The organism is Duncaniella sp. B8 (assembly GCF_005304985.1).
GTDB classification, from domain to species: Bacteria; Bacteroidota; Bacteroidia; order Bacteroidales; family Muribaculaceae; genus Duncaniella; species Duncaniella muris.
Genome location: NZ_CP040121.1, coordinates 1,144,607 through 1,170,709, shown reverse-complemented (window position 1 = coordinate 1,170,709; position 26,103 = coordinate 1,144,607). Strand labels below are relative to the sequence as shown.

General features: G+C 56.9%; 17 protein-coding genes and 1 tRNA gene. 6 read left to right on the top strand and 12 right to left on the bottom strand.

Annotated elements, in window-relative coordinates:
• Positions 1–19 precede the first annotated feature (19 nt).
• The 12 genes from FDZ78_RS05230 to FDZ78_RS05175 all read right to left on the bottom strand — a co-directional run bounded on the left by FDZ78_RS05230 (position 20) and on the right by FDZ78_RS05175 (position 18,896).
• Positions 20–1,666, bottom strand: coding sequence for an alkaline phosphatase family protein (locus FDZ78_RS05230; protein ID WP_136408165.1), 1,647 nt, complete (start codon positions 1,664–1,666; stop codon positions 20–22).
• The gene (locus tag FDZ78_RS05225; RefSeq protein WP_168181947.1) at positions 1,639–2,874 is read right to left on the bottom strand and encodes a DUF4105 domain-containing protein; all 1,236 of its coding nucleotides are present in this window, start codon (positions 2,872–2,874) and stop codon (positions 1,639–1,641) included. The genes FDZ78_RS05230 and FDZ78_RS05225 overlap by 28 nt, the downstream gene beginning before the upstream one ends.
• Positions 2,867–4,828 (bottom strand): DNA mismatch repair endonuclease MutL, encoded by a 1,962-nt coding sequence (gene mutL / locus FDZ78_RS05220; RefSeq protein ID WP_136408163.1) that lies wholly within the window; start codon positions 4,826–4,828, stop codon positions 2,867–2,869. The genes FDZ78_RS05225 and mutL overlap by 8 nt, the downstream gene beginning before the upstream one ends.
• On the bottom strand, positions 4,825–6,885 hold the full coding sequence (locus tag FDZ78_RS14725; protein WP_136408162.1) for an OstA-like protein: 2,061 nt from the start codon (positions 6,883–6,885) through the stop codon (positions 4,825–4,827). The genes mutL and FDZ78_RS14725 overlap by 4 nt, the downstream gene beginning before the upstream one ends.
• Positions 6,885–8,261: a peptidylprolyl isomerase gene (locus tag FDZ78_RS05210; protein ID WP_107032945.1), complete on the bottom strand. Its 1,377-nt coding sequence runs from the start codon at positions 8,259–8,261 to the stop codon at positions 6,885–6,887. Before FDZ78_RS05210 ends, FDZ78_RS14725 begins: the two co-directional genes overlap by 1 nt.
• A 634-nt stretch (positions 8,262–8,895) precedes the next feature.
• On the bottom strand, positions 8,896–9,525 hold the full coding sequence (locus tag FDZ78_RS05205; RefSeq protein ID WP_107032943.1) for a DUF3256 family protein: 630 nt from the start codon (positions 9,523–9,525) through the stop codon (positions 8,896–8,898).
• Positions 9,526–9,584: 59 nt separating this feature from the next.
• Positions 9,585–11,315, bottom strand: a complete 1,731-nt coding sequence (locus FDZ78_RS05200) for a DEAD/DEAH box helicase (protein ID WP_123397969.1) — start codon at positions 11,313–11,315, stop codon at positions 9,585–9,587.
• Between the two features lie 136 nt (positions 11,316–11,451).
• Positions 11,452–12,870: a murein hydrolase activator EnvC gene (locus tag FDZ78_RS05195; protein ID WP_123397970.1), complete on the bottom strand. Its 1,419-nt coding sequence runs from the start codon at positions 12,868–12,870 to the stop codon at positions 11,452–11,454.
• Between the two features lie 56 nt (positions 12,871–12,926).
• Positions 12,927–13,808, bottom strand: a complete 882-nt coding sequence (locus tag FDZ78_RS05190) for a DUF4292 domain-containing protein (protein ID WP_123397971.1) — start codon at positions 13,806–13,808, stop codon at positions 12,927–12,929.
• Positions 13,805–15,553, bottom strand: a complete 1,749-nt coding sequence (locus FDZ78_RS05185) for a tetratricopeptide repeat protein (protein ID WP_123397972.1) — start codon at positions 15,551–15,553, stop codon at positions 13,805–13,807. The genes FDZ78_RS05190 and FDZ78_RS05185 overlap by 4 nt, the downstream gene beginning before the upstream one ends.
• Positions 15,554–15,616: 63 nt before the next feature.
• Positions 15,617–16,051, bottom strand: coding sequence for a dUTP diphosphatase (dut, locus tag FDZ78_RS05180; RefSeq protein WP_107032966.1), 435 nt, complete (start codon positions 16,049–16,051; stop codon positions 15,617–15,619).
• A 223-nt stretch (positions 16,052–16,274) separates the two neighbouring features.
• Complete coding sequence (locus FDZ78_RS05175) at positions 16,275–18,896, bottom strand: valine--tRNA ligase (protein ID WP_136408161.1); 2,622 nt, start codon at positions 18,894–18,896, stop codon at positions 16,275–16,277.
• 191 nt (positions 18,897–19,087) lie between these two features.
• Here FDZ78_RS05175 and FDZ78_RS05170 point away from each other — a divergent pair, with 191 nt between their 5' ends.
• The 6 genes from FDZ78_RS05170 to FDZ78_RS05145 all read left to right on the top strand — a co-directional run bounded on the left by FDZ78_RS05170 (position 19,088) and on the right by FDZ78_RS05145 (position 26,077).
• The gene (locus FDZ78_RS05170) at positions 19,088–20,311 is read left to right on the top strand and encodes a pitrilysin family protein (RefSeq protein ID WP_136408160.1); all 1,224 of its coding nucleotides are present in this window, start codon (positions 19,088–19,090) and stop codon (positions 20,309–20,311) included.
• A gap of 155 nt (positions 20,312–20,466) precedes the next feature.
• A tRNA-Leu gene (locus FDZ78_RS05165) sits at positions 20,467–20,548 on the top strand.
• 322 nt (positions 20,549–20,870) lie between these two features.
• On the top strand, positions 20,871–21,467 hold the full coding sequence (locus FDZ78_RS05160; RefSeq protein WP_136408159.1) for a UpxY family transcription antiterminator: 597 nt from the start codon (positions 20,871–20,873) through the stop codon (positions 21,465–21,467).
• A 47-nt stretch (positions 21,468–21,514) separates the two neighbouring features.
• Entirely contained in the window at positions 21,515–22,351 is an 837-nt protein-coding gene (locus tag FDZ78_RS05155; protein WP_123397976.1) for a polysaccharide biosynthesis/export family protein, read from the top strand.
• A 3-nt stretch (positions 22,352–22,354) separates the two neighbouring features.
• Positions 22,355–24,751: a polysaccharide biosynthesis tyrosine autokinase gene (locus tag FDZ78_RS05150; RefSeq protein ID WP_136408158.1), complete on the top strand. Its 2,397-nt coding sequence runs from the start codon at positions 22,355–22,357 to the stop codon at positions 24,749–24,751.
• Positions 24,752–24,769: 18 nt separating this feature from the next.
• Positions 24,770–26,077: a UDP binding domain-containing protein gene (locus tag FDZ78_RS05145; protein WP_136408157.1), complete on the top strand. Its 1,308-nt coding sequence runs from the start codon at positions 24,770–24,772 to the stop codon at positions 26,075–26,077.
• Positions 26,078–26,103 lie beyond the last annotated feature (26 nt).

The window sequence follows — 26,103 nt, the reverse complement described above, 5'->3', positions numbered from 1 at the left end:
GATGGGGGCGTGTGTGCGGTCAGCGCACGGCCGAAAGGCGCAGTGGGGGCACCGAGGCCGCGTTGGGCGACCTGATGCGGAGCAGGCGGGTGACAGTCGGGGCTATGGCCCGTGCGTCGACTGTCGAGTCGATGCTCTGCGTGCTGACCGCGGGCGCGAGAATATAGACGGGCGAGGTTGTCGCCACGCATCTAACGACCGGATTCTGTGTTTTGTTCACTTCATCGTCCGCCGAATCGGAAATCTCCCAGCCGGGATTGACCATCACAAGGAGGTCGCCGGCATGGACGGGCGATGTGTTGCGCTGCAGGGCCAGAGGTTCGTCGCCCGCGCGGCGCGCCATGATATCGTCGAGGGTGTAGACTGCGCTGACTCCGCTCATGCGCGCAAGGAAGTCTGCCGCTTCCCGGCGTATTGAGCTCTCGTCTATATTGCGGTCTTTCAGAAGTTTGCGGTTGAGGAAGAAGTAGCCGTTGTGATAGCCGCTCACATAGTCTCCGTTGCCGTGGATGGCCATGAGATACATGTTGAGCAGCGATGTGGCCTTGCGGGGCGAGAACTGGCCGGAAGGTATGTTCCAGCGCTCCTCGTCACGCTTTCCGCCGGTCGGGGCCGGGGTGCCGGCTATGAAGATCACCGAATTGGCCATGCCGGGACCTTTCTCCACGGCGCGGACAATGTGGGCTATGTCGGAGTCGAGACGCAGATAGGCGTCCATTGTCTCGATGCGGTTGTCGGCCTCGCGTCCGTACTGATAGGGCGACACGTTGAAGCCGAGGTTGAGCATGTCAGTGACTCCGCGGGTGCCGAGTTTCAGCGACGTGATGTAGTCGAGGCCTATGGCGGCCACTTCGCGGTTGCCCGGCGCCGAGGTCTTGAAGGCCTTGAAGCGGTCGGTCTCACGCGCGGGGAAGGTATGGCGGAAGGGGTATAGTTTCTTGTAGTCGGGCAGGTCAGGATAGCGGTCAAGCGCCATAGAGGGTGTCCAGGCCAGGGTGTCGAGGCGCGAGGCCAGCGTCACTCCGTAGTTGCGTTTGGCTATGGCGGCGGGCACGTCGCGGTAGAAGGTCGACGTGCACCATTTGCCGTTCGTGTCGTTGAGCCAGAAGCCGCTGTTGCCGGCGTGGCCGGCGAGGATGATGGCCACCTGGGCGTCGGGTGCCACCGAGTGGACCAGACCCAGACCGCCGTCCGAGATGCGCACCTCGTCGCTGACGGTCGATACTTTCAGCGCTCCCGGCGAGAAGGTTTCGTCGGTGAAATTGCCTATCTTGGCCGGATCGAGCAGTATCGGGTAGTCTGATTTCGTGTTGTTGTCCCAGACCCTTGCGGCGGGTATGCCGTTGACTCCGGGGGCGGCGCCTGTCATCAGCATGGCTGTGGCGGCCGTGGCGTCGATGCCGGGACCGAAGTCCACGTTCTCGATGCTGACGCCGTCACGGATGAAACGGTTGAAGCCGTCTTTGCCGAAGTTGTCGCGGAGCAGGTTGATGTAGTCGGCAGAAAGGCCCTCCACGAAGATGCCGACCACGAGCTGCGGGCGCTGGGCGGTGGCGGGGCGGGGTGCTGTCTGCTGAGCGTGGGCGAGAATGCCCATTGTCGCGAGTGAGACAACGAGCACTGAGGCAAGCCGGGTGCTTATCGGGTGGCTTTTGCGTGCTGACATCGGCGGTTTCGGTAGTAGGTGTATATGGTGGTCAGAGCCCTGACGCCGTCAGCCGCCATGAGGGGGATGAAGGCCGGGTTGGGCGACTGCACTCCGCAGAGCAGAATGACTGCGAGTGCCATCAGGAGTGCAAAGTTAACAAATTGATAGCAGACCGACAACTTTTCAAGTCTTTTTGACCAGACGGCCACTGCGGCGGTCAGACACAGGGGGTTGATCCAGAGAAACAGCCAGTTGGGCGAGGTGGCCTCATGGACCGAGACGAAGACCAGAAAGGCTATGACGCAGCCCGTCAGACCGAGCAGCGTGAAGTAGATGCTGTCGAAAATGCGGCTTGCGGCGGTGCGCCGGCGGCTTCTGAGCTGCCCGGCGGAGACTGCGAGGGCCAGTGCGAGCACCACGAGGCTCCAGAACATCGGGCCGAGATACCACGGAGTGGGGGGAAGCAGCACTCTTCCGTCTTTTTCCCTGACAAGGCAGACGGCCGGGGCGGCTATGCGCCGTCCGTCAGGCCGGGTGGCCTGTTCGAGCATAAGTTCGAGTTTCACAGGGGCGAAAGCTTCCTCGCGCAGGCTTATGGGGCGGTCTATGCCGCTTCCGAGGGCGAGGTCTATGCCGAACTGATACCAGGGATAGTCGCGGTGATACGAGCGCATGGCCTCGCGGAACGACGGTTCGCGCCTGAGCCCGTCGGAGCCGAACCGCAGGCTGTCGCCTATGGCTTTCTCTATGACGGCCAGGGGGCGGGTGGCGCAGTTGTCAAGCACGTAGTTGTAGCGGTAGACGCGGTTTTCAGGTCTGAGATTCAGGTCGGTAAGCTCCACCACCCTGAGAGCTTCCTCCGGGGTGAGATCAAGCGTCTGCTCCACCACCTTGCGCCCTTCGCGGCGGTAGATTTCAAGAAAACGGTCGGTGGAGGAGGCTCCGGCCAGATAGTCGGTCTCGCCTTTGACGAAGCGGTAGACGAAGTTTGGGGCGGCGAAGTCGAAAAGCCCCCAGTTGACCACGTAGTCTCCGCGGTCGGGGTGGACGATGCGCAGGGCCGTGTGGCCTTCGAGCTGATAGATCTCCGCGCCTGCATGGGCGGTCAGCAGCGAGATGCGCGGAGTCTCCGAGGGGAGCTGCGCCGAGGCGGCCAGGCTCAGGAGCATGGCTGCGATCATGATGGCCATTCTTTTCAGCGCGTCAGTCATAGTCTTGTCAGCCAAGGAGTTTTGAGATGTCATCGAGCTTGATGATGGTGAACACTGTGTTGCCTTCGGGGGTCAGTCCGGGCGAGGTCAGGCGGAAGAGGTCGCTGATGAGCTTGTCCATCTCGGCGGCGCTCAGAGCCTGTCCGCGCTTGATGGCGCTGCTGCGGGCCATCGACATGGCCAGACGTTCCTGAAGTCCTGTGGCAAGGTCTTCGCCGCTGTCGGTGATGTTTTCGATCATTCCGAGCAGGGTGTCGCGCGGATTGGCGTCTTTGAGAATCGAGGGTATGCCCATGATGCTCCAGGTGTTGTCGCCGAGGGGCGATATGCTGAATCCGAGGTTTTCGAGTTCGGGGGCTATGCCGGCGAGCACGGCGTTCTGCGCGGCTGACAGCTCTACGGTCTCCGGAAACATGGTGTTCTGGCAGACGAAGCTGTGTTCGCGGGCCTTGGAGAGATATGTCTCGTAGAGTATGCGTTTGTGGGCGCGGTGCTGGTCGATCACCATCAGTCCGTCGCGCGAGGGGGTCAGAATGTAGGAGTTTTTGAGCTGCAGGGTGGCTGATGTCACTTCTCCGCTCTCCATCTCAAGCTCGCTTTCGGCTTCCGGGAGGTTGACTTTGCTTTCGACCATCGAGGCATAGCCGTCATCGCGTTTTTTGATGAAGTCGTCATAGAGTTTTTCCCAGTCCTGGAAGTTGGAGCTCCGCCGGCGGGTCTGCGGCTGCCGGGGGGCCGACGGGTCTGCGGTCCGGAATGACGGGCTGTCAGCTGTGTTGCCTGAGGGGGCGAAGGGGGAATAGGGCTCCTGGTCATCGGCGATGGCCGACATTTTCGACACTCTCCGAGCTCCGCCTGAGCCCTGGGCGAAGGGGTTGTAGCTGTCGTCAAGCTCCACTTCGTGGGTAGCGCTTGTGTCTGGCACGAAGGCCGGTATCTCCGGAGCGTCTTCCACGTCGAAGTCAATGGCCGGCGCGGCGTTGAAGCGTCCGAGCGACTCGCGCACGGCGGCGCTGAGTATCTGCCATATAGGCTGTTCGTTCTCGAACTTGATTTCGTTTTTGGTCGGATGGATGTTGACGTCGATAGTCTCCGGGTCGACGGTGAGATTTATGAAGTAGTTGGGCTGCTCGTCGGCGGGAATCAGGCGTTCGTAGCACTGCATGATGGCCTTGTGGAAGTAGGGGTGGCGCATGTTGCGGCCGTTGACCATGAAATATTGCAGCGGATTGCGCTTGCGGGCGTTTTCCGGGAGCCCTATGAAGCCGTTGATGCGGACAATCGAGGTGTCGGTCTCTACGGGTATGATCTGCTTTCCGAGCGATTTGCCGAATAGGTCTGAGATGCGTTGTTTGAGCGATGCGCGGCGCAGGGCGTGGAGGGTGGTGTCGTTGCTGATCAGGGTGAAGTCCACGCCGATGTTGACAAGCGCGAGGCGTTCGAACTCGCGCATGATGTTGCTGAGTTCAACGGAGTCTTTCTTTAGAAACTTGCGGCGCGCGGGCACGTTGAAAAACAGGTTTTTGACCATCAGGTTGCTTCCCGGCGCGCAGGCTTCGGGCTTCTGGCTCTCTACCTTTGATCCGCTGATGGTCAGGCGGGTGCCTACGCTCTCGCCTTTGAGCATTGTGCGCAGGTCAACCTGGGCTATGGCTGCGATCGAGGCCAGGGCTTCGCCTCGGAAACCCATTGTAGAGAGGCTGAAAAGGTCGTCGGCGCGGCTTATTTTCGAGGTGGCGTGGCGTTCGAAGGCGAGACGGGCGTCGGTGTCGCTCATGCCGCAGCCGTCGTCGATCACCTGGATGAGTGTGCGTCCGGCATCTTTGAGAATGATGGTGACGGAGGTGGCTCCGGCGTCGATTGAGTTCTCTACAAGCTCTTTGATGACTGATGCGGGGCGCTGGATCACTTCTCCGGCGGCAATCTGGTTGGCCACGGAGTCGGGGAGAAGGCGGATGATATCGCTCATGAGATCACCTCCTTTCTGTAGATGTCAGTGGTGCCGGGGGCATCGGGTGTGGGAGCGGACGGTGCTTCGGGCACATCGGGAGTTTCGGGTGCTTCGGGTGCCGGATCAACGGGTGCGCTTGGCTCAGGCTGATCGGCGGGCTTCGGAATTTCTATTGAGTCAGGCAGGGCTACGGGTTCCGGAATCTCAATCGAGTCAGGCAGAGTCACAGGCACTGAAATGCCAAGCGAGTCAGGCAGCTGGAGGCTGGAGGCCGGCGAGAGGGAGTCGGCGGGCAGTGAGTCTGCCGGGAGTGTCGCGGAAAGCGCTGTGCGCTCAGGCTCAAGCGGCCTGGGGCGTCCGGTGGCAGTGCCGCGGACGGTGTATGCGTCGGGGCGTATCTTGCCCATGAGTTTCTGTGCTTTCAGATCGGCCATCTCTGCGGGGTAGTCGAAGACTTCGGCGGGTGCCATAGGCCGCAGAGGCGCGTACCAGCGGAACATGGGCAGATAGTAGGCCGAGCGTTTGGCCAGATAGAGCGGGGTGGCCTTGCCGGTGGTTTCGGGCCACATGTTGATTTTCTCGATCTCGTTGCCGTTGAAGTAGGCATCCATTGTGCTGCTTTCGGTGAAGACAAACTTGTTGTAGGTCGAGTCGTTTTCCATCGGGAACATTATCACCTGCACGTTGCCTTCCACGTAGAGGCGGCGGATTGTCGAGTCGTTGAACCAGGCGGTCATGTCGGAGCCGGCGAGCTGGTCATAGCAGTCTTCGCCTATGTGCTGTCCGATCACTCCCGATTCGGGCAGGCGCGCCCAGTCGACTGTCGAGTCGTTGAAATGGGCGTAGATGACGTTGCCTACAATCTGCTTGTCGCCATACCAGAGGATCGGGTTGTAATACATATATAATATGGAGTCGCGCTCTACCACGCTCATCGAGTCGCAGAGCCCCTGGCAGTCATTGCGGAAGAAGCGCACACGGTGGAACACGTCAGTGACTTTCGTGGAGTCAGTGAGCATGTAGGCGCAGATGGTGTCGCCGTGGAGGTAGAGGGTGTCGGCCTGGGAGTATTCGAGGGCGAGGGCGTTGCCGGTGATGAAGGCGGAGTCTTTCAGCTCGTCATAGAAACCGTAGTCGCCGCGCAGTTCCGACTGCTTGGCGGAGTCTGTCAGAATCATGTTGCCGAAGGCTTCGCCGTAGCCTTTGTTGCGGTCATAGAAGAGGGTGTCGCCGGTCAGATAGTTGCCTCTGCGGGTGTGGACCGTGGAGCGGTCATAGAGGTCGGCCAGTCCGGCGTTGGTGTCATAAAATCCTGAGGTGGAGGTTATTTCGCCGTCTTTGCTGACAATAAGTGTCTCGCACATCAGCTGGGCTATGTTGGTACCGGTGTTGTAGGTGAGCGAGTCGGTAAACATTCTGAGCGTGTCATTCGGGCGCGGGCCGGTTAGGTCTACGTTCAGATAGAAGAAGGCGTCTTTCGAGTCGGGGTAGTAGTAGCCCTGGAGCGATTTGAGTATGTTCTGCTTGTCGGTCAGCGTTCCGCCGGTCTCGTAGTAGCCCACGTGTTCGGCCAGATCGTAGAAAAATACGTCGGTTGTCAGCGAGACGTCGCGGTTGATGAGGCGGACTTTTTTGCCGGGGTAGGCGCGGAGTTCGGCCAGTTCGTCGGCACCGCTGTAGTAGAGTTCGTCGCCGTAGACGAAGAGGGTGTCGCCCTGTTCCATGTGGACGTTGTTGAAGGCGTCGAGCGACGATGTGGCTTCGTTGAAGCGGGCGCTGTCGCAGTACATGAACATGTCGCCTTTGCGGAACATGACGTTGCCCACAAGCACCTGCACGTCGGAGTCGCGCGCCTGGTCAAACATCAGGCGGTCAGCTTTTTCGAGAAACACTTTTCCGGGGTCGTGGCGGTCAGCCGCGGGTATGATCGGCCTTACGACGCTTTTCTTGGGCGCCGGGGCTGATTTAGGCGCCGGAGACTTGGCCGAGGGGCCGTCTTTCGGGGCCTGTGCGAGCATGGCGGGCAGGCTGACTATTCCGAGCGCCGCGAGTGCCAGTAAAGGTGAGAGTTTCATCACTGCTGCTTGTTCCAGTCGTGTTTGAAGTCGCAGTTTTTCCAGCCGTCTTCGATGCGGATGTAGGTGTTTTTGATTTTTTTGGCGAGCCAGGTGTTGAGCACTTCCTCGCGGCGTGAGTTTTCATACATGTCCTTGACCAGCTGGTAGTCGTCGCTGATGTTGGCGCGGTGGCCGGGGATGCGTGAGGTAAGTTTCACGAAGGCCACTTTCTCGCGGTTGGTCTTGGGGTCGGTCATGATGAAGGGCTGAGAGATGTCGCCGGGCTGCATGTCGTTGACCAGGCGTGAGATTTCCTGGGGCAGCTGGGCCATTTCGAAGCGGGTGGAGCCGGTGGTGGGGTTGACCATGCGGCCTCGGTTGTTTCTGGTGTCTTTGTCCTGCGAGAGCACGGTGACGGCTTCCTCGAAGGTGAATTTGCCGTCGTTGATATCCATGCGCAGCGAGTCGAGACGGTTGACGGCCTCGGTGAGGTCTTTCTCGGCCACTTTGGGGCGCAGGAGTATGTGGCGCACGTTGACGCGGTCGCCGCGCTTCTCGATGAGCTGCATGATGTGGTAGCCGAACTGGGTCTCGACTACTTTTGATACTTTCTTGGGGTCGTTGAGGTTGAAGGCTACTGCCGCGAATTCAGGCACTAACTCGCCTCGGCCCATGAAGCCGAGCTCACCGCCGCGGACGGCGCTGCCGGGGTCTTCGGAGTAGAGGATGGCGAGGGTCGAGAAGGGGCTTTCACCCTTGTTGACCTGGTCGCTGAAGGAGCGCAGACGGGCTTTCACGTCTTCAACGGCTTCGCGTGAGACAGAGGGAGATACCGAGAAGATCTGCACTTCGACCTGGAGGGGCACCCAGGGCACACTGTCTTCGGGCAGTTTTTCGAAGTAGCGGCGCACGTCGGCCGGTGTGGCCTTGATCTTGGAGGTGAGGTTCTGCTGCACCTGCTGCACACGTGAGCGGTTGCTGATCATTTCGCGCAGCGATTCGCGCATGGCGGGGATGGACTTGTGGAAGTATTGTTCGACCTTTTCCTTTGATCCGAAGTTGTTTATGTAGTTGTTGAGGTAGGCTTCGACCTGGTTCATCACCCAGCTGTCAGGGGCTACCACGGTGTCGAGCTCGGCCTGGTGGAGATAGAGTTTCTCGATGGCGAGCTGTTCGGGGATCACGCAGTAGGGGTCGCCTGCAATGGGCATTTTTTCGTAGAGCATGGTCTGATAGGCTTCCTCGATTTCTGATTTCCAGATGGGCTGGTCGCCTACTACCCAGGCTACTTCCTCGGCCACGTTGTCAGTGCCTGCCGAAACGTAGGCAGCTCCGGTGAGCAGGAGTACTGCAAGCAATATGATTGATTTGGTTTTCACGCTGTTAGTGTTCATTGATGTGAGAATAGTGAATATCAGCCCCAAAATTACAAAAAATATTGCGAACACCCTCTAAAGGAGGGCAATAAAAAATCTTAACATTTCCGCATTATCGCACCCCGGCGGGGGGTGGCGGTGCGTATCTTTGCCGTAAATAATAATTTTGATCACTTTAATCGCTATGAATAAGAAATTTGCAGGCGGCAAGAGCCGCGGAAAGGTTAAGAAGCTGCGCCGGCCGGTGTCAGAGGAGTTTTATGCAGGTATTGAACGCCGTATAGGGGTGACTGTCAGTTATCTGGACGATCCGTCGGAGCAGGCTGCCAAGAGCTTGCGGCACGTGGATGATTATCTTGCTGCGGGGCGTGAGCCGACGCTGGCCGACGGTCTGGATTCGATTTTGATTTTCAAGATGATACAGCCGGAGCTCGACAAGGCCAAGGAGCGGTCGGCAAGAGCGCGTGCGGCTGCCGAACGGCGCCGGCATGTCAGGGAACTGCAGCGCGCGGAGGCTGAGCGGACTGCGGCTACGCCTGAGGCTGTGGAAATGGCAGAAAATGACGCGGCCGCAGCTACGGTTGTGGCTGCGGTCGCGGATGTGTCTGCCGTGGAGACAGGGCTGTGCGCTGTTCCTTCCGGAGGCGGAGGGTCAGCGGGCAGTGAATTTCTTGCCGTTCCAGCTGTAAGTCAGCGAGGGGCGGAGATAGCTTTCGATCATGGAGTAGACATCTTTGTCGAGGAAGCGGGCCAGATTGTTGGTCAGCGTCAGCTCTGAGGTGGCCGGGTCGATGCGGTAGGAGGCGAGCATGAAGGGCACCTGCATGGTGACTTCTTCCTTGTTGTCGCGTCCGGCGTCGGTGAGCCATTCCTTCCATCCGGGTTTGGTGAACATGGCGGCGCCGTCGAGCGGCTGCCAGCTGCTGTCAAAGAAGCGGATGGATGAGTCGAGTCCGGGAGTGGCCACTGTGCTTATCAGGGCTATGATATCGCCTTTCTGCCCTTTGAGCACTGCGACCTGGGCTGCCGATGAGTCTGACATCTTGACGGTCAGTGATTCGGGCGAGATCTCGGTTATGGCTGAGCGCCCCTGCAGGCTGTTCTGCGAGGGGGTTGACAGGCCGCTCTTCACGTAGTCGACCATATCGAGACGTGTGTTGCGGTCAAGCAGCGGGAATATGTTCTGCGGAGCCGATGTGAAGGCGTCGGCAGCGGTGAGCTGGGCCATCGCACCCAAGGCTCCGGCAAGGAGCAGGGTTGCTGTAAGGAGGAGTTTTTTCATTGTGTGACGGAATTTTGAATGAGAGTTTCAGTTGGCTTCGGTGAAGAGTTCCGCGGGGCTCAGCTGGCGGTCTTTTTGGCTTTGTTCTTGCGTTTTTCGGCTATGCGGCTGTAGTCGCGTTCGGGATCGGCTATCTCGCTGTGGAGGCGCTTTCCGTAGAATTCGGCTCCGGTGAGCGCTCCGACCACCTTGCGGGCATCGGATTTTTTGACATCGAAGAGGGTGTAGCCTGGCAGAAGGTCGATGCGGCCCACGTCGACGCGCTTGCCGTTGATGAGTCTGTTGAGCATTTCGATGAGGTTTCCGGCGAAGAAGCCGTCGCGCTTGCCTATGTTGACATAGACTCTCTCGAAGCCGCGTTCGGCTGTTCGGCGGTCTTTCTCGCGGTCGTTTTTGGGGCGTTCGTGCTCACGCTCGGCGGCAGCCTTGCGGGCCTTGCGCTCCGAGCGAGAGGGCTTGGCGTCGATGAAGTCGATTTTCGGTGCGTCTTTGTAGTAGTCGAGCAGGCGGTTGAATTCGAGCGAGATGACGCGCTTGAGCAGGTCTTCCTCGGAGAGCCATTCGAGTTTGCGCGAGATGCCTGAGAGGTAGGGTGCTATCTCGGTTTCGTTGACTTTGACGCGCTCTATGCGGTCGGCGAGGTTGTAGAGCTGCTTTTCGATGATGTGTTCGGGAGTGGGCACGTCTTTGTGTTCGAAGGTCTTGCCTATGATGCGCTCTATCTCGCGCATTTTGCCTTTTTCGCGCGAGTGGATGATGGCTATCGAGACGCCTGACTTGCCGGCTCGGCCTGTGCGGCCTGAGCGGTGGGTGTAGACGGCGGTGTCGTCGGGTAGGCCGTAGTTGATGACGTGGGTGAGGTTGTCGACGTCGAGTCCGCGGGCCGCCACGTCGGTGGCCACGAGTATGGAGACCACGCGGTCGCGGAATTTCTTCATCACTATGTCGCGCTGCTGCTGGGAGAGGTCGCCGTGGAGGGCTTCGGCGTTGTAGCCGTCGCGGATGAGGTTGTCGGCTATCTCCTGGGTGTCGCGGCGGGTGCGGCAGAAGACTATGGCGTAGATGTTGGGCGAGTTGTCGACCACGCGCTTGAGGGCCAGATATTTGTCGCGGGCGTTGACCATGTAGTAGATGTGGCGCACGTTTTCTGCTCCTTCGTTGCGGGTTCCGACCACGAGTTCCTCGTAGTCTTTCATGTAGCGCTTGGCAATCTTGAGGATGTCAGGCGGCATTGTGGCGGAGAAGAGCAGCATCTTGCGGTCGGCGGGGATGTAGGAGAGGATTTCTTCGATGCTGTCGAGGAAGCCCATGTTGAGCATCTCGTCGGCTTCATCGAGCACTACGGTGTGTACTCCGTCGAGGCGGACCACTCCGCGCTTTATGAGGTCGATCAGACGGCCTGGGGTGGCGACTATGATCTGGACCCCTTTTTTGAGTCCGCGGATCTGGCTTTCGATGCTTGAGCCGCCGTAGACCGGGAGCACTTTGACATCGGGGATGTATTTCGAGAAGTCGGCCAGGTCGCTGCCTATCTGGAGGCAAAGCTCGCGGGTGGGGGCGAGGATGAGGGCCTGGGGAGTGTGGTCGGCGGGGTCGATGCGCTGCAGCAGAGGCAGTCCGAAGGCTGCGGTTTTGCCGGTGCCGGTCTGGGCGAGGGCGATTATGTCATTGGCGTCGCCGAGCAGGCGCGGGATCACGCGTTCCTGAACGGGCATAGGATATTCGAATCCGAGCTCTTCAACGGCTTTGCGCAGCGGCTGGCTGACGCCGAGTTCTTCAAATGTTGTCATATATACGGTTTTGTGATTATAACCTGTCAGAGACAGGTTTGGTTTAGAGGCGTTGTTTTAAAAGCCGGTTTTTAAACGGACTCTTAAACAATCTGTTAGATGCCGCCGGAAGTCTGATATCCGGTCGGCGGGGCTGTTATCTGACCCACTGCGAGGGGTTGAGTTTCTGGCGCTCGTTGCGGATCTCGAAGTGGAGGGTGGTGCGGTTTGAGTCGTCGGGGTCGGAGAAGACGGTGCCGATGTTCTGTCCGGCTTTGACGCTGTCTCCTTGCTTGACGGTGACGGCCGAGAGGTTGGCGTAGATGCTGATGTAGCGTCCGTGGCGTATCATTACTATGGAGTTGAAGCCGTCTTGCCTGAAGATGGCCGAGACTTTTCCGGCGAAGATAGATCGGGCCTGTGTGCCGGGGCTGACTTCGATGTCGATGCCGGAGTTTTCGGTTTCGACATGGCGCAGGGTGGGGTGTGGCTGGCGTCCGAAACGGCGTACTATCTTGTATGATCCGGCTACGGGGAAGAGGAGCCGGCCTTTGTTTGCTTCGAATGATCCTGTCAGTGCCGAGGCAGAGGTGGAGGCTGCGGTGCGGGTCGGGGCGTTGGCCGAGGCTACGTCTTTGGCCGAGCGTCCGGTATCAGAGGCTTTGGTGCCTGAAGAGCCTTTTGCTTTGTTTTTTTCTTTCTCGCGCTCGCGGCGTGCTCTTTCGGCTTCCTCGCGGGCTATGCGGGCCTGTTCGGCGGCAATGAGGCGGTCGAGTTCACGGTCGAGAGCGGCCGATTTGCGTTTCTGCTCTTTGAGCATGGCGCGCAGGGCTGAGTCTTCTTTGCGCAGGGATGTGACCATTTTTTCAGATTCGGCCTGCTGGCGTGAGAGGGTGGTCTGGGTTTCTTCGGCTTTGCGGTAGGCCAGGTCCTGGGAGTGGCGCAGCGATGTGAGGCGGGCGCGCTGGGCTGCTATGCGGTCTATCCCCCGGCGGATGTTTTCGGCTCTGCGTTCGCGCCATGCGGAGAAGCGGCGCAGGTAGCGGATGCGGCTGTAGGCTTCGGAGAAGCTTTTTGCTGAGAAGATGAAGCTGAGTTCTCCGGTGCTGGCTGCGTGGGGCTGGAGTTCGCGGAGGGCTTTGGCGTAGGCCAGGCGCATGGCTTCAAGGTCGTCTTCGAGGATCTTGATGGAGTCGGCGGTGGTGCTGATGGCTGTTCCGAGCGAGTCGATGTGGCTGCGGAGGTCGCGGACTTTGCTGCGGTTGGCTTCTATGTCGCCGTTGAGGGAGTTGAGGCGGTTGATCTGCCGCTGGAGCTCTTTGGTGTTGGTGTTGAGTCTGGTGGCGGTTTCGGAGATTTTTTTTTCGGTGGTGCTTTTGTCTTTTCTGACTGATTCGAGGGTGCGGGTGGCGGTTTTCTGTTTTGTGGCGGTTTTGCGAGTGGTGGTGGTTTTGGTGTTCTTGCGTCGGGTCTGGGCGTCGGCAGGGCTGCCTGCGCTTATGATGGCGACAAGCAGGAGCACCGCGAGGCTGCGGCACAGTTTCAGAAGGTTTCCGGATGGTGATGAATGGGGCACTGGGTGGCGGGTTTTGATTGGATTGGGCTAATTAGACTGAGATGGGTCTGATTAGGCTAATTGGCCATTTTGGTGACTATTTTGAGAATGTCGGCGGCTTTGATGCGGGTGTAGCCTTTGGGTGTGGACCAGTTTTTGGTGGCTCCGGTGTTCCATTCGGCGCGTCGGGCGTTGAGTTCAAGCTGGGCGCTGAGGGTGGTTTTGCCTCCGGCGGCGGTGAGGAGGGTGGTGGCGGCGAAGGGGCCGACGGGGCCGGTGGCGAAGTCGGTGTATTCGGCTGTGAGCGGTTTGCGGGTGGCGGGGGTGACTGTGAGGCTTTCAAGATTGCCTGTGGGGGTTGAGAGGGTGAAGGCGTAGGACATGCCTGAGGGGCTGCCTGAGGGGGTGATGGTCCAGTTTTCGGGGGTGCCGGCGAGGGTGCAGCGTGAGGGTGCCAGGGGGGTGTCGCCGAGGATGAAGGCGCGTCCGAGCAGGAGGTCCTGGACGTTGCCGACTGTGGCAGGGAAGCCTCCGAGCAGGTCGGAGATGCTTTCGGCAAAGTAGAGCCTTTCGAGTTTGTAGAGGGCGAAGATGCTGTCCTGGGTGACCATGAGTGAGGCTACTTCCATGCCGAGGAAGCGGAGGGAGAGGTGGACGCTGCGGTCGCGCTGCATGGTGAGGGTGCCTCCGATGCTGATCTTTTTGGGGCTTTTGAGGCGGAGGGTTAGTGGAATTTTTACGTCACTCCAGGAGCCGTAGCTGTCGCTGAGGCTGTTGAGCATGGTTTTCAGCTGGCTCTGCGAGAGGGTTTTGCCTGTGTTTTGGCTGTAGTCGCCGGTGTTGCTTCCGGCTGCGTTGCGGCCGGAGCGGCATGATGAGGCCAGGAGGGCTGTGAGTGTTATCAGAAGGAGGCCGAGAGTTTGGAGCCGCGGGAGGCGGCGGCGGTTTTGGTGGGTCATTTGAAGAAGTATGTCTTGTGTTTGACTTTCTTTGCAAGGAGCTGGTTGTCAGGGGCGAGTTCGAGGGCTTCTTTCCAGAAGCGTAGTGCTCCGTCGGGGTCGCCGTCCATGAAGTAGATGTCGCCGGCGTGTTCGAGGATCTCTTCGCTGCGCTCGTCGGTTAGTGAGAGGGTGCGGTCAATGATCTCGCGGGCTTTGGCGTAGTCTTTGCGTTTGAACAGGACCCAGGCGTAGGTGTCCATCGAGGTGGCGTTTTCGGGTTCTGCGCCTACAGCTTTTTCGATCATTTCAAGGGCGCGGTCGAGGTCGCGGCCCTCGCAGGCGAGGTAGTAGGCGCAGTTGTTGAGGGCGAGGGTGTTGTCGGGGTCGTAGAGGAGTGATTTCTGATAGTAGACGAATGCGCTGTCGGCTTGCTCGCTGGCGTAGAGGTTGTCGCCCATCGCTCCGTAGATGCGCGAGAGCTGGCTTACGTCTGTTGAGTCGGTGAGTGAGAGTGCGTGGCGGTATTCCGCGGTTGCTTTGTCGCGCTGGCCTTCCTGGTCGTAGATTGAGCCGAGCACGAGATACTGGCGGCTGTTGTCGGGGTAGTAGCGGAGGGAGCGTTTGATGGCCTGGCGGGCGTCGTCGAGACGGTCAACCTGGAGATAGAGTGAGGTCAGCATTTCCCAGCCTTCGCTGTCGGCGGGGTCGAGGTCGAGGGCGCGTTCGGTCTGCTCGGCGGCTTTGGAGTAGTCTTTGGTTACGATGAGGTAGCGGGAGTAGAGGTCGTGGATGTCATGTTCGTGGGGGTGCTGGTCGATGAGTACGTCGAAGAGCTGTCCGATCTGCGGGAAGTTGGTGGAGTCGTTGAACATCTCCTGGATGTAGCTGCGGAGGATGACGAGCTTGGTCTCTACGTTGAGGTTTTTCTGTTCGAGAGCCTGGAAGACTTCGCGGTTGAAGGCTGCGCTGTCGCCGAGGGTGTGGTAGAACTGAGCGCGCGAGTAGTAGGCGAGGCCGCTTGAGGGATCGAGGATGCAGGCGCTGTCGTAGAACTGTTTGGCCTGGTCGTTTAGGCCGAACATGGAGTAGATGTCGCCTGAGAATACCTGGAAGTCGACGTTGCGCGGGGCGGAGTTGCGGAGGCGGTCGGCTTCGGCGAGGATCGAGGCTGTGTCCTGGAGGGAGTAGTAGAGCTGTATTTTCTTTGAGGAGAGTGGTATGCTTTTGCCTTCGGCTATCTCGACGGAGTCATAGACGGCTATGGCTTTGTCGCGGTCGGCCTGAGTGCCTCCCTGGGCGAGGGCTCCTGCGTAGCGGTAGGTGACTTCGAGGCGGTCGGGGTAGAGGGTGTGGAGCCGCTTCCAGGTACGGAGGGCTTCATCGCGGTTGAGGAGCTGTTCGTTGAGCATTGCGTAGCGTCCGCCGTAGTAGATGTCGGTGGGGTTGGCTTCGCAGTAGTCGCGGAGGAGGGCCATTGAGCTTGTGAGGAGTGCTGAGTCGGTCTGGGAGAGGCTGAGGAGGTAGGTGGAGAGTTCGACTCCGATTTCGCGGTCGGCGGGGTTGAGCTCGTGGGCGCGCTGGAGGAGGGCGAAGGCTGCGTCGTGGTTGCTCTGCGATTTTGCGCGGAGGGCTTCGAGGTAGATGTAGTCGGCCTTGCGGGTGTCTTCGGTTTCAGTCCCCGCCTGCCGCTGGCGGCCGGCGGCGAGGGCCGAGAGGGCGCCGAGGGCGAGTATGGCAAGGATTAGCAGTGGTAGCTTTTTCATTTGGGGCGGGGTTGGGTGGATTAGGCCAATTGGGCTAATTAGTCCAATTAGTCAGATTAGTTGTCAGTTTACTCCGGTGTGTCCGAAGCCTCCGTCGCCTCGCTCGGTGTGGTCGAGGGTGCTGACGGGTTGCCATTCCGCACGGACGTATTCTTTGATGACGAGCTGGGCTATGCGTTCGCCGTCAGAGATGGTGTAGGGGGTGTCGGAGAGGTTTATGGCTATGATGCCGATCTCGCCTCGATAGTCGGCGTCGATGGTGCCTGGGGTATTGACGAGGCTGATGCCGTGTTTGAGGGCGAGGCCTGAGCGGGGTCGCACCTGGCATTCGTAGCCGTGAGGCAGCTGTATGCGCAGTCCGGTTGGTATGAGTGCCCGCTGCAGGGGCTGGAGGGTCAGGGGGGTGTCGAGTTTGGCGCGGACGTCCATGCCTGCTGACGATGGGGTTTCATAGGCTGGGAGGTCGTGGCCTGATTCATTGATGATTTTTACCTTGATTCTTTCCATAAATAAACGGTTGCGATAGTCGAAAGTGAGTTGCCTCGTTGAATAAACAAGCGAAAGTAGCAAAATTCCTGCATAATGCAGGTATTTTTCTCCTTAATAATTATAAAATCGGGTCTGGAGGAGGGTGTGGGAGTGGTGAAGGAAACGCCAGGGGTGACAGGCGCGGGGCTTGTCTCTCCTGGCGTTGCGGTGTGGGGCGTGGCCTGTGTGGCTATCAGGCTTTGAGTGCGGCGATTGTCTGCTCGATGGCTTCGATTTTGGTTGTGGCGTCGGAAAGTTTTTTGCGTTCGGCTTCGACTACGGCTGCGGGAGCGTTGCTGACGAAGCGTTCGTTTGAGAGTTTCTTTTCGACTGAGGTTTTGAAGCCGCGGAGGTAGTCGAGTTCTTTGGTGAGTTTGGCGAGCTCGGCTTCAACGTCCATGTTGTTGAGCAGGGGGATGTTGAATTCGGTTGTGCTTACCATGAACGAGGCTGCTGCGGGGTCTTTCTCGCTGACTGTGGCGATGCCTGAGAGGTTGCCGAGGCGGATGGCTACGGCCTGCATGGGGATGTCGGCGCCGATGACGTTGAGCTGGAGGGTGTCGCGCGAGGGGATGTTGCGCTGTGAGCGGACTCCGCGGATGCCGTTGATGATTTCCTTGACGGTTTCCATGTCGGCGAGGATGGCGGTGTCAGGCGCGGATGCCTGGGGCATGGAGGCGTACATGATTGATTCGCCTTCGCGGCGGGGTGCGAGGTGCTGCCAGAGTTCTTCGGTGATGAATGGCATGAAGGGGTGGAGCAGGCGCAGGAGGCTGTCGAAGAAGCTGATTGTGGCTTCGTAGCCTGCGCGGTCGATCGGTTTCTGATAGTCGGGCTTGACCATTTCGAGGTACCATGAGGAGAATTCGTCGCGGAAGAGGCGGTAGGCTGTCATGAGGGCTTCGGAGATGCGGAATTTCTCGAAGGAGTCGTTGATTTCGGCTATTGCTTCGGAGAGTTTGGCGCTGAACCATTCGACGGCTTTGCGTGAGCTTTCGGGCTGTTCGAGGGCCGGGTCTACTTCCCAGCCTTTGACGAGGCGGAAGGCGTTCCAGATCTTGTTGCAGAAGTTTCGGCCGTTTTCGCAGAGTTTTTTGTCGAAGAAGATGTCGTTGCCTGCGGGTGCGGCGAGCATGATGCCCATGCGGACTCCGTCGGCTCCGTAGTCGGCTATGAGTTCGAGGGGGTCGGGTGAGTTGCCGAATTGTTTTGACATCTTGCGTCCGATTTCGTCGCGGACGATGCCTGTGAAGTAGATGTTGTTGAAGGGTTGTTTGCCGAGGAATTCGTAGCCGGCCATGATCATTCGGGCTACCCAGAAGAAGATGATGTCGGGGCCTGTGACGAGGTCGGATGTGGGGTAGTAGTAGCGGATTTCTTCGTTGTCTGGTTCGAGGATGCCGTTGAAGAGGGAGATGGGCCAGAGCCAAGATGAGAACCATGTGTCGAGGCAGTCTTCGTCCTGACGGAGGTCGTCGGCGGTGAGGTCGGGGTTGATCTCGCGGGCGAGTGTGAGGGCTTCGTCGGCAGTTTCGGCTACGACGAAGGTTTCGCTTCCTGGGAGGTACCATGCGGGTACGCGGTGGCCCCACCAGAGCTGACGTGAGATGCACCAGTCGCGGATTTCGGTCATCCAGCGGTTGTAGGTGGTCTTGAATTTCTCAGGTACGAAGCGGATGACGCCGTCTTCGGATGCTTTGAGGGCGGGTGCGGCGAGGGATTCCATGCGGAGGAACCATTGGTCGCTGAGGCGGGGTTCGGTTGCGGTGTCGGGGTTGCGTTCGGAGTAGCCGACTTTGTTTTCGTAGTCTTCGATTTTTTCGATGAGTCCTGCTTCGGCGAGGTCTTTGGCTATTTGTTCGCGGACGGCGAAGCGGTCCATGCCGATGTACATTCCGGCGGTTTCGCTGATGGTGGCGTCGTCATTGAAGATGTCGATTGTCTCCAGGTTGTGTTTTTCGCCGAGCATGTTGTCGTTCATGTCATGGGCGGGTGTGACTTTGAGGCAGCCTGTGCCGAAGTCGATCTCTACGTAGTCGTCTTCGATGACGGGGATTTCACGGCCTACGAGGGGTACGATGACGCGTTTGCCGCGGAGGTGCTGGTTTTTGGGGTCGTTGGGGTTGATGCACATTGCGGTGTCGCCCATGATGGTTTCAGGGCGTGTGGTGGCCACGATGGCATAGCCTTCTTCGCCGACGATTTTGTAGCGGAGGTAGTAGAGTTTTGAGTGTTCTTCTTTGTAGACTACTTCGATGTCGGAGAGTGCGGTTTTGGCTTTTGGGTCCCAGTTGACCATGCGTTTTCCTCGGTAGATGAGTCCTTTGCGGTAGAGGTCGACGAAGACTTTGATTACTGAGCGGGAGCGGATGTCGTCCATTGTGAATGCTGTGCGTTCCCAGTCGCATGATGCTCCGAGTTTTTTGAGCTGTTCGAGGATGATTCCGCCGTGTTTTTCTTTCCATTCCCATGCGTGGGCGAGGAATTCCTCTCGTGTGAGGTCGCTTTTTTTGATGCCTTCGGCGGCGAGCTTGCCTACGACTTTGGCTTCAGTGGCGATGGCTGCATGGTCGGTTCCGGGCACCCAGAGGGCGTTTTTGCCCATGAGTCGGGCGCGACGGATGAGGATGTCCTGGATGGTGTTGTTGAGCATGTGGCCCATGTGGAGGATTCCGGTGACGTTTGGCGGGGGGATTACGATGGTGTAGGGTTCGCGGGCATCGGGTTCGGAGTGGAACAGGCGGTGCTGCATCCAGTAGGCATACCATTTGTCTTCGACGGCACGCGGGTCATATTTGGTTGCTAATTCTTCCATAATTGATTGGTCGATGTGTGGTTGTTATTATTCTTAGAGGTGCAAAATTACAATTTTTTTGTGAATTGGCAATTTTGGTTTTGCGGCATGGATTTTTTGGTGTGTGGCTGGGGTGGGGGATGTCGGGGCAATTGCGTATCTTTGCAGCCGGAATTTGTTTTTAAACTACCTTTTAAATATTCTTTATTTTTATGTCTGACGAGATGATTCAATATCATAGGCTCGGCAACGGGCTGCGGATTGTGGCGCGGCGGGTTGCGATGCCTGTGGAGCATTGCGGTGTGGCGGTGAATGCGGGTAGCCGTGATGAGGCGGCGGGTCTGCACGGGCTGGCGCATTTTGTGGAGCATACGATTTTCAAGGGTACTTCGAGCCATAGGGCGGCTTATGTGAGGGATCGGATGGAGCTTGTGGGGGGTGAGCTGAATGCTTATACTACGAAGGAGGAAACGGTGGTCTATTCGACTTTTCCGGCGGGAAATCTGGCGCGGGCTATGGCGCTGCTGGGGGAGATGGTGGCTGACGCTGTGTTTCCTGAGGCTGAGATAGGGCGTGAGAAGCAGGTGGTGGCTGAGGAGATTGATACTTATCTGGATACGCCGTCAGATGCGGTGTTTGATGATTTCGAGGATCTGATCTATGCGGGGTCGCCGTTGGCGCATAATATATTAGGTACGCGCGAGACGCTGGCGGGGTTTGATCAGGGGGTGTGTCGGCGCTGGCTTGAGGAGCGGTTTACGCCTAGGCGAATGGTGTTGTTTTATTCTGGTCCGATGGAGGCCGAGAGGGTGTTCAGGATGGCTGAGCGCCGGTTAGGCGGGCTGAGCAGGGCTGGTGTGGCGCTTGAGAGGGTGGTGCCGCCGACGGTGGAGCGCTTTGAGGTTGTGAATGATAAGGTGGGGTCGTATCAGGCGCATACATTGCTGGGGGCGAGGGTGCCGGGGATGCTTGACGAGAGGCGTACGGCGCTGGCGCTGCTGGTGAATGTGCTCGGCGGTCCGGGGATGAATTCGCTTCTGAATGTGGCGCTGAGGGAGAGGCGCGGGCTGGTCTATACGACTGACGCTTCGACGTCGCTGATGAGTGATAATGGTTTGCTGACTATTTATTTCGGGTGTGATCCGGCGGATGTCAGCCGCTGTCTGCGGGTTGTGGGCGGTGTGGTCGATGCGCTTGCCGGCGGTCTTATGTCGGAGCGGCGGCTTGAGGCTGCGAGGAGGCAGCTGATAGGTCAGCTGACGGTTGGGTCGATGAATTCGGAGCAGGTGGCGATTTCGATGGGGCGGAGTGTGCTTTATCGCGGCCGTGCTGTGGGGTTTGATGAGACTGTTGAGGCGCTGCGGGCTGTGAGTGCGGCTGATCTGCGTGAGGCTGCGGCTCCGCTGGCTTCGCTTTCGCGGCTGACGCTGGTCTGATTTGTATGTGGAGTGAGGGGGAGGGGGATTTTGACGATTTTTGTTTCTTAGCAGTGCGTTTGTTTGGAGATTTGGGGGGAATGTTTTAACTTTGCGGGGTAAATCGTCTGAAAGGTGTAATTCTGCGGGCGGTTTGGCCATAACTTTAACTGAATGCGCATGTGGCGTAATTGGTAGCCGCGTTAGACTTAGGATCTAATGTCTCAGGACGTGGGGGTTCGAGTCCCTTCATGCGCACGGTTCAAAAAGAGAAGAGCTGATTTTGCAGTTGCAAGATCGGCTCTTTTTGCGTTGTGGCTGTTTTGGACGGGCGGGGAGAGGGGGGAGGAATTATCTCTTAATAAGAGATGATGATTTACGCCAATTAATTGTGATCCAAAATGTTACGTTAATGGTTGACGATGCGCGTTTAAACAGATTGAAATTTTATGTAATTTTCAGATTTGATTTAAGCTCTTTAATTCGCTCTATTTCAGAATTATTTCTTAACTTTGCACCCGATAAATCATCTCTTATTAAGAGTGATTTCGCTATATGCCTTTATTGACAATTCTTTACAATGAGTGCTGATGTAGTGACAAAGGGCGTTACGACGGTGTCTTCGGGCGTTGGCGGCGCCGTAGGCGTGGAGCGACGTTGCTGGTTTGTGGCCATTGTTAAGAATAATACCGAAAAAATGGCTCATGAGCGGCTGGCGAAAGCCGGCTATGAGAGCTATTTGGCCACACAAACACTTTATCGTGTCTGGAAAAACGGCAGACGTGCTAAGATCGAGCATGTTGTGCTTCCTACTCTGGTCTTCGTAAGATGTTCGGAGCGGGAGCGTATGCAGATTGTGGCGCTGCCGTATATCAACAGGTTTATGACCAACAAGGCTTCGGGCTATTCTACAGCGAAGCCGCTGGCTGTCATTCCGGATAAACAGATCGAGACTTTGCGCTTTATGCTTGGTCAGTCTGATGTGCCGGTTACGATTTCCGAGCGTTCTTTTCAGAAGGGCGATCGGGTGAGAGTGGCCCGCGGGAAGCTTTGCGGTCTTGAGGGTGAGGTTGTCACTACGGATGACGGACATAGCGAGCTGATAGTCAGGATTGATATTCTTGGCTGTGCGAAGGTTATGATAGAGGCTGTTGATATAGAACTTGTTGACAAGTAATTAATGCCGCTCCAGCTTGGAGCTGGCGGAATGAAAAAACTTTACATATGCGCATACGATTCATCTCATCATGTTTTCTTGCAGCTGCGTTGCTGTTGGGGTCTTGCTCGACTCCGAAAAATATAACTTATTTTCCGGATCTTGGGACCGGTGCCGTGGTGCAGGCTGAGCGTCAGCTTGATATCAGGGTGAAGCCTGAGGATAAGCTTTCGATTGTTGTCAATACGCAGGATCCGGCGCTGTCGGCACTGTTTAATCTGCTGCAGGTCCAGAACCGTCTTGGGGGGACTACATCGACGACAAAGAGCGTCGGCAGTGCTTCGGGCGGCGGTAACGGTCAGGTGGCTTACTATACGGTGGATTCGGCCGGCGATATCAATTTTCCGGTGATAGGCAAGCTGCATATTGCGGGGATGACTCGTGAGCAGGTTGCGAATTATGTGGCTGAGCAGCTTGTCGGTAAGGATCTTGTTAAAGATCCGATCGTTACGGTTGAGTTTGCCAATACGGGTATCTCGGTTATCGGTGAGGTGTCGGCTCCGGGCCGCTATGAGTTTAACAAGGATCATCTGACGATCATTGATGCTATAGCTATGGCAGGCGATCTGACGATCAGCGGTATGCGCGAGAATATTCTTGTGTTGCGCAATGTGGGCGGCGGTAAGCAGGAGGCTTACAGGGTGAATCTGCTTGACGCGCAGAGTCTGGCTTCGTCGCCGGTGTTTTATCTGCAGCAGGACGATGTGATCTACGTGGAACCTAATGACAAGAAGAAGCGCGAGACGACGCCTAACGGCAATACGCCTTACACGCCTTCGTTCTGGGTTTCAATGGGTTCGTTCGGTCTGACAATAGCAACACTTATCATCACTCTCACAAAATAAGCAATGGCAGAGACTATTAAATCAGAGGCAAGGAAGAGTGTCAACGCGGGCAGCGCCGTGCCGTTGACGGATATATTGTACAGGACGCTGCATCACTGGCCGTGGGTGTTGCTCTCGCTGGTGGTGTGTGTGGGTGCTGCTGTGGTGTATCTGCTGTGTACTCCTAAGGTTTATACGACTACGGCGTCGATCATGATCAAGGACGAGGCTGCCGGTAAGTCGGCGGGGGCTGAGGATTTCGGCGATTTCGGGCTGTTTCAGAATAAGACTAACATACAGAATGAGATCACTACTCTGAAGTCGGCTGATCTGATGGAAGAGGTGGTGAGACGTCTGAATCTGGATATGAATTATTATATTCCGGGGCGTTTTCATGATGTGGTGGCCTATGGCTCGAATCTTCCTGTGAGGGTCGAGATGCCTGGGTTTGCCGAAAACGGTTCGGCGTCGTTCAGAGTTGAGGTTGACGGAGACGGAAAGGTCTCGGTGTCAGATGTTAAGTCGGGCGATCTGAAGTCGGAAGAGCGGGTTCAGGGCGCTATGAACGATACGATTATGACGGCTGTCGGGCCGATGGTCGTGGTGGCTGCCGAGGGTTATAAGCCCGGTGAGGCGGTGGAACTGGAGGTTGTCAAAGCTCCGGTTTCGGCTACTGCGGGCGGCTATGGGAGCCGTATGGTGATAGCGATGAGCGGCGACAAGAGCAGTGTGATCAATCTGACGGTGACTGACCAGTCGACCCAGCGGTCGCAGGCGCTGCTGAACACTCTGATCGGTGTCTATAACGAGTATTGGGTCCGCGACAAGAACCAGATCGCTGTCTCGACGTCGAATTTTATCAACGAGCGTCTGGGTGTGATCGAGAGTGAGCTCGGAAATGTGGATTCGGATATCTCGTCTTACAAATCGGCCAATCTGATTCCTGATGTCAGTGCGGCGTCGTCGATGTATATGTCGCAGAATCAGCAGATTTCGCAGCAGATCATGGATCTGAAGAATCAGCTGAAGCAGACGCTTTATATAAAGTCGTATCTCGGAGCTGCAAGCGATAACGAGAAGATGCTTCCGATGAATTCGGGTGTGGCTAACGTTGATATTCAGTCGCAGATTACGGATTACAACAATCTTGTGCTTCAGCGTAATTCGCTGCTGGCCAAGTCGTCGGACAAGAATCCGCTGGTGGTTCAGCTGAACGAGCAGATGGATCAGATGCGTCATGCGATACTTGCGTCGGTTGACAATTCGATCAATGCTCTGAATATGCAGATTTCGAGTCTGCAGGGTTCGCAGGCATCGACTACGTCGAAAATCGCGTCGAATCCCTCGCAGGCGAAGTATCTTCTGAGCGTGGAACGCCAGCAGAAGGTGAAGGAGTCGCTTTATCTGTTCCTGCTTCAGAAGCGTGAGGAGAATGAGCTTTCGCAGGCGTTTACGGCTTATAATACCCGTGTGGTCAATAAGCCGGCAAGTTTCGGCCCGACTGCGCCGAATACGCGCAATATATTGATGATGAGCTTTCTGCTTGGTCTGGCGATTCCGTTCGGAGTGGTCTATCTGATGGAGAGCAACAACACTAAGGTGCGCGGACGCAAGGATGTGGAGCATCTGGCTGTGCCTTTCCTCGGCGAGCTGCCGCAAGACGGACACGAGAAGAAGAAGGAGGCCGGCGAGGCGAACACGATCGTGGTCAAGGGCGGCAAGCGTGATATCATCAACGAGGCGTTCCGCGTGCTCAGGACCAATGTTGAGTTTATGTGCAACAGTTCGGAGGGCAACAAGGTGATTGCCATGACGTCGTTTAATCCTGGTTCGGGCAAGTCGTTCGTTTCGATGAACTTAGGCATGGCTATCGCTCTGAAGGGCAAGAAGGTTCTGATTGTCGACGGCGATATGCGCCACGGTTCGACGTCGGCCTATATGGGTTCTCCAGCAAAGGGCCTGGCTGATTATCTGGGTGGTGCTGTGTCTGAGGTCGATACGCTGATTGTCAAGACTCCGGAGTGTCAGAACATGCAGGTGCTTCCGATCGGTTCTATTCCGCCCAATCCGACGGAGCTGCTTGAGTCGCCGCGTTTCGGTGAGCTGATCGGTGAGCTTAAGTCGAGGTTTGACTATGTGATCATCGACTGTCCGCCGATCGAGGTTGTGGCTGATGCTCAGATCATCGACAAGTTTGCCGACCGGACGTTCTTCGTGATCCGAGCCGGTCTGTTCGACCGTTCGATGCTTCCGGATCTCGATCGGCTGTATGAGGAGAAGAAGTATCGCAACATGTCGTTTATCCTCAACGGTTCCCGCAATGACCAGGGCCGCTACGGCTACAGCCATACCTACCGCTACGGTTACGGATATGGCTACGGGTATGGGTATAATTATGGCAGCGGGGAGAAGAAAAAATAAAATCAAGAAATAGTAACAATGAATATCGCAGTCGCAGGGACCGGATATGTCGGTCTGAGTATAGCCACTCTGCTGGCGCAGCACAATAGGGTGACAGCCGTTGATGTCATCTCTGAAAAAGTCGAGAAGATCAACCGGCGCATCTCGCCCATTCAGGATGAGTATATCGAGAAATATCTCGCTGAAAAGGATCTGGACCTGACCGCTACGCTTGACGGCAGGGAGGCTTACCGCGAGGCTGATTTCGTGGTCATAGCCGCTCCGACCAACTATGATCCGGTAAAGAATTATTTCGATACGCACTGCATAGAGGATGTTATCGATCTTGTGCTTGAAGTCAACCCCGATGCGGTGATGGTGATAAAATCCACCATCCCTGTGGGTTATTGCCGCAGTCTTTATGTGAAATATGCGGCCAAGGGGGTCAGCAGGTTCAATCTTCTGTTCTCGCCGGAGTTTCTCAGAGAAAGCAAGGCGCTGTATGACAATCTCTACCCCTCCCGAATCATAGTGGGCTATCCGAAGATTATCGACAATCCGGAGTTTGCAGAGGAAAATGATGCGATCCGGACTATTGCCGATGTCGAATTTCTTGAATCAAAAGCCCATGAGTTTGCATCGCTGTTGCAGCAAGGTGCTATAAAACAGGAAATTCCCACTCTTTTTATGGGCATGAAGGAGGCTGAGGCTGTGAAACTCTTCGCCAATACCTATCTCGCGCTCCGTGTCAGCTATTTCAACGAGCTTGATACATATGCCGAGGTCAAAGGCCTTGATTCCCAGGCTATCATCGAGGGCATAGGCCTTGATCCGCGCATCGGTACACACTACAATAATCCATCGTTCGGTTACGGAGGCTATTGTCTGCCGAAAGATACCAAGCAGCTGCTGGCAAACTATGCCGACGTGCCCCAGCAGATGATGACAGCCATCGTCGAGAGTAACCGCACACGCAAAGACTTTATCGCCGATCAGGTGTTGAGAATGGCGGAGTGGTATGACTATTCCTCGGCCAACCACTTCGGATCTGCCAGCGAACGCCCTGTGACAATCGGTGTCTATCGTCTGACGATGAAATCGAATTCCGATAATTTCCGCCAGTCATCTATTCAGGGAGTGATGAAGCGTATCAAGGCCAAAGGCGCCGAGGTCATCATCTATGAGCCTACTCTTGAAGACGGTTCAACATTCTTCGGTTCTCGCGTTGTCAACGATCTTACCGAATTCAAGCGCCTCAGCAACGCCATCATAGCAAACCGCTATGATGTATGTCTGGATGATGCTCAAGGAAAGGTTTATACAAGGGATATTTTTAAAAGGGATTGAATTTTAGAAAAAAATTAAAGTAAAAA

What these genes read in the sequence shown, in the direction of transcription:
- FDZ78_RS05230 (WP_136408165.1), bottom strand. Translation starts at nt 1,666, where the DNA reads ATGTCAGCACGCAAAAGCCACCCGATAAGCACCCGGCTTGCCTCAGTG.
- mutL (WP_136408163.1), bottom strand. Translation starts at nt 4,828, where the DNA reads ATGAGCGATATCATCCGCCTTCTCCCCGACTCCGTGGCCAACCAGATT.
- FDZ78_RS14725 (WP_136408162.1), bottom strand. Translation starts at nt 6,885, where the DNA reads ATGAAACTCTCACCTTTACTGGCACTCGCGGCGCTCGGAATAGTCAGC.
- FDZ78_RS05210 (WP_107032945.1), bottom strand. Translation starts at nt 8,261, where the DNA reads ATGAACACTAACAGCGTGAAAACCAAATCAATCATATTGCTTGCAGTA.
- FDZ78_RS05205 (WP_107032943.1), bottom strand. Translation starts at nt 9,525, where the DNA reads ATGAAAAAACTCCTCCTTACAGCAACCCTGCTCCTTGCCGGAGCCTTG.
- FDZ78_RS05200 (WP_123397969.1), bottom strand. Translation starts at nt 11,315, where the DNA reads ATGACAACATTTGAAGAACTCGGCGTCAGCCAGCCGCTGCGCAAAGCC.
- FDZ78_RS05190 (WP_123397971.1), bottom strand. Translation starts at nt 13,808, where the DNA reads ATGACCCACCAAAACCGCCGCCGCCTCCCGCGGCTCCAAACTCTCGGC.
- FDZ78_RS05185 (WP_123397972.1), bottom strand. Translation starts at nt 15,553, where the DNA reads ATGAAAAAGCTACCACTGCTAATCCTTGCCATACTCGCCCTCGGCGCC.
- FDZ78_RS05175 (WP_136408161.1), bottom strand. Translation starts at nt 18,896, where the DNA reads ATGGAAGAATTAGCAACCAAATATGACCCGCGTGCCGTCGAAGACAAA.
- FDZ78_RS05170 (WP_136408160.1), top strand. Translation starts at nt 19,088, where the DNA reads ATGTCTGACGAGATGATTCAATATCATAGGCTCGGCAACGGGCTGCGG.
- FDZ78_RS05160 (WP_136408159.1), top strand. Translation starts at nt 20,871, where the DNA reads ATGAGTGCTGATGTAGTGACAAAGGGCGTTACGACGGTGTCTTCGGGC.
- FDZ78_RS05155 (WP_123397976.1), top strand. Translation starts at nt 21,515, where the DNA reads ATGCGCATACGATTCATCTCATCATGTTTTCTTGCAGCTGCGTTGCTG.
- FDZ78_RS05150 (WP_136408158.1), top strand. Translation starts at nt 22,355, where the DNA reads ATGGCAGAGACTATTAAATCAGAGGCAAGGAAGAGTGTCAACGCGGGC.
- FDZ78_RS05145 (WP_136408157.1), top strand. Translation starts at nt 24,770, where the DNA reads ATGAATATCGCAGTCGCAGGGACCGGATATGTCGGTCTGAGTATAGCC.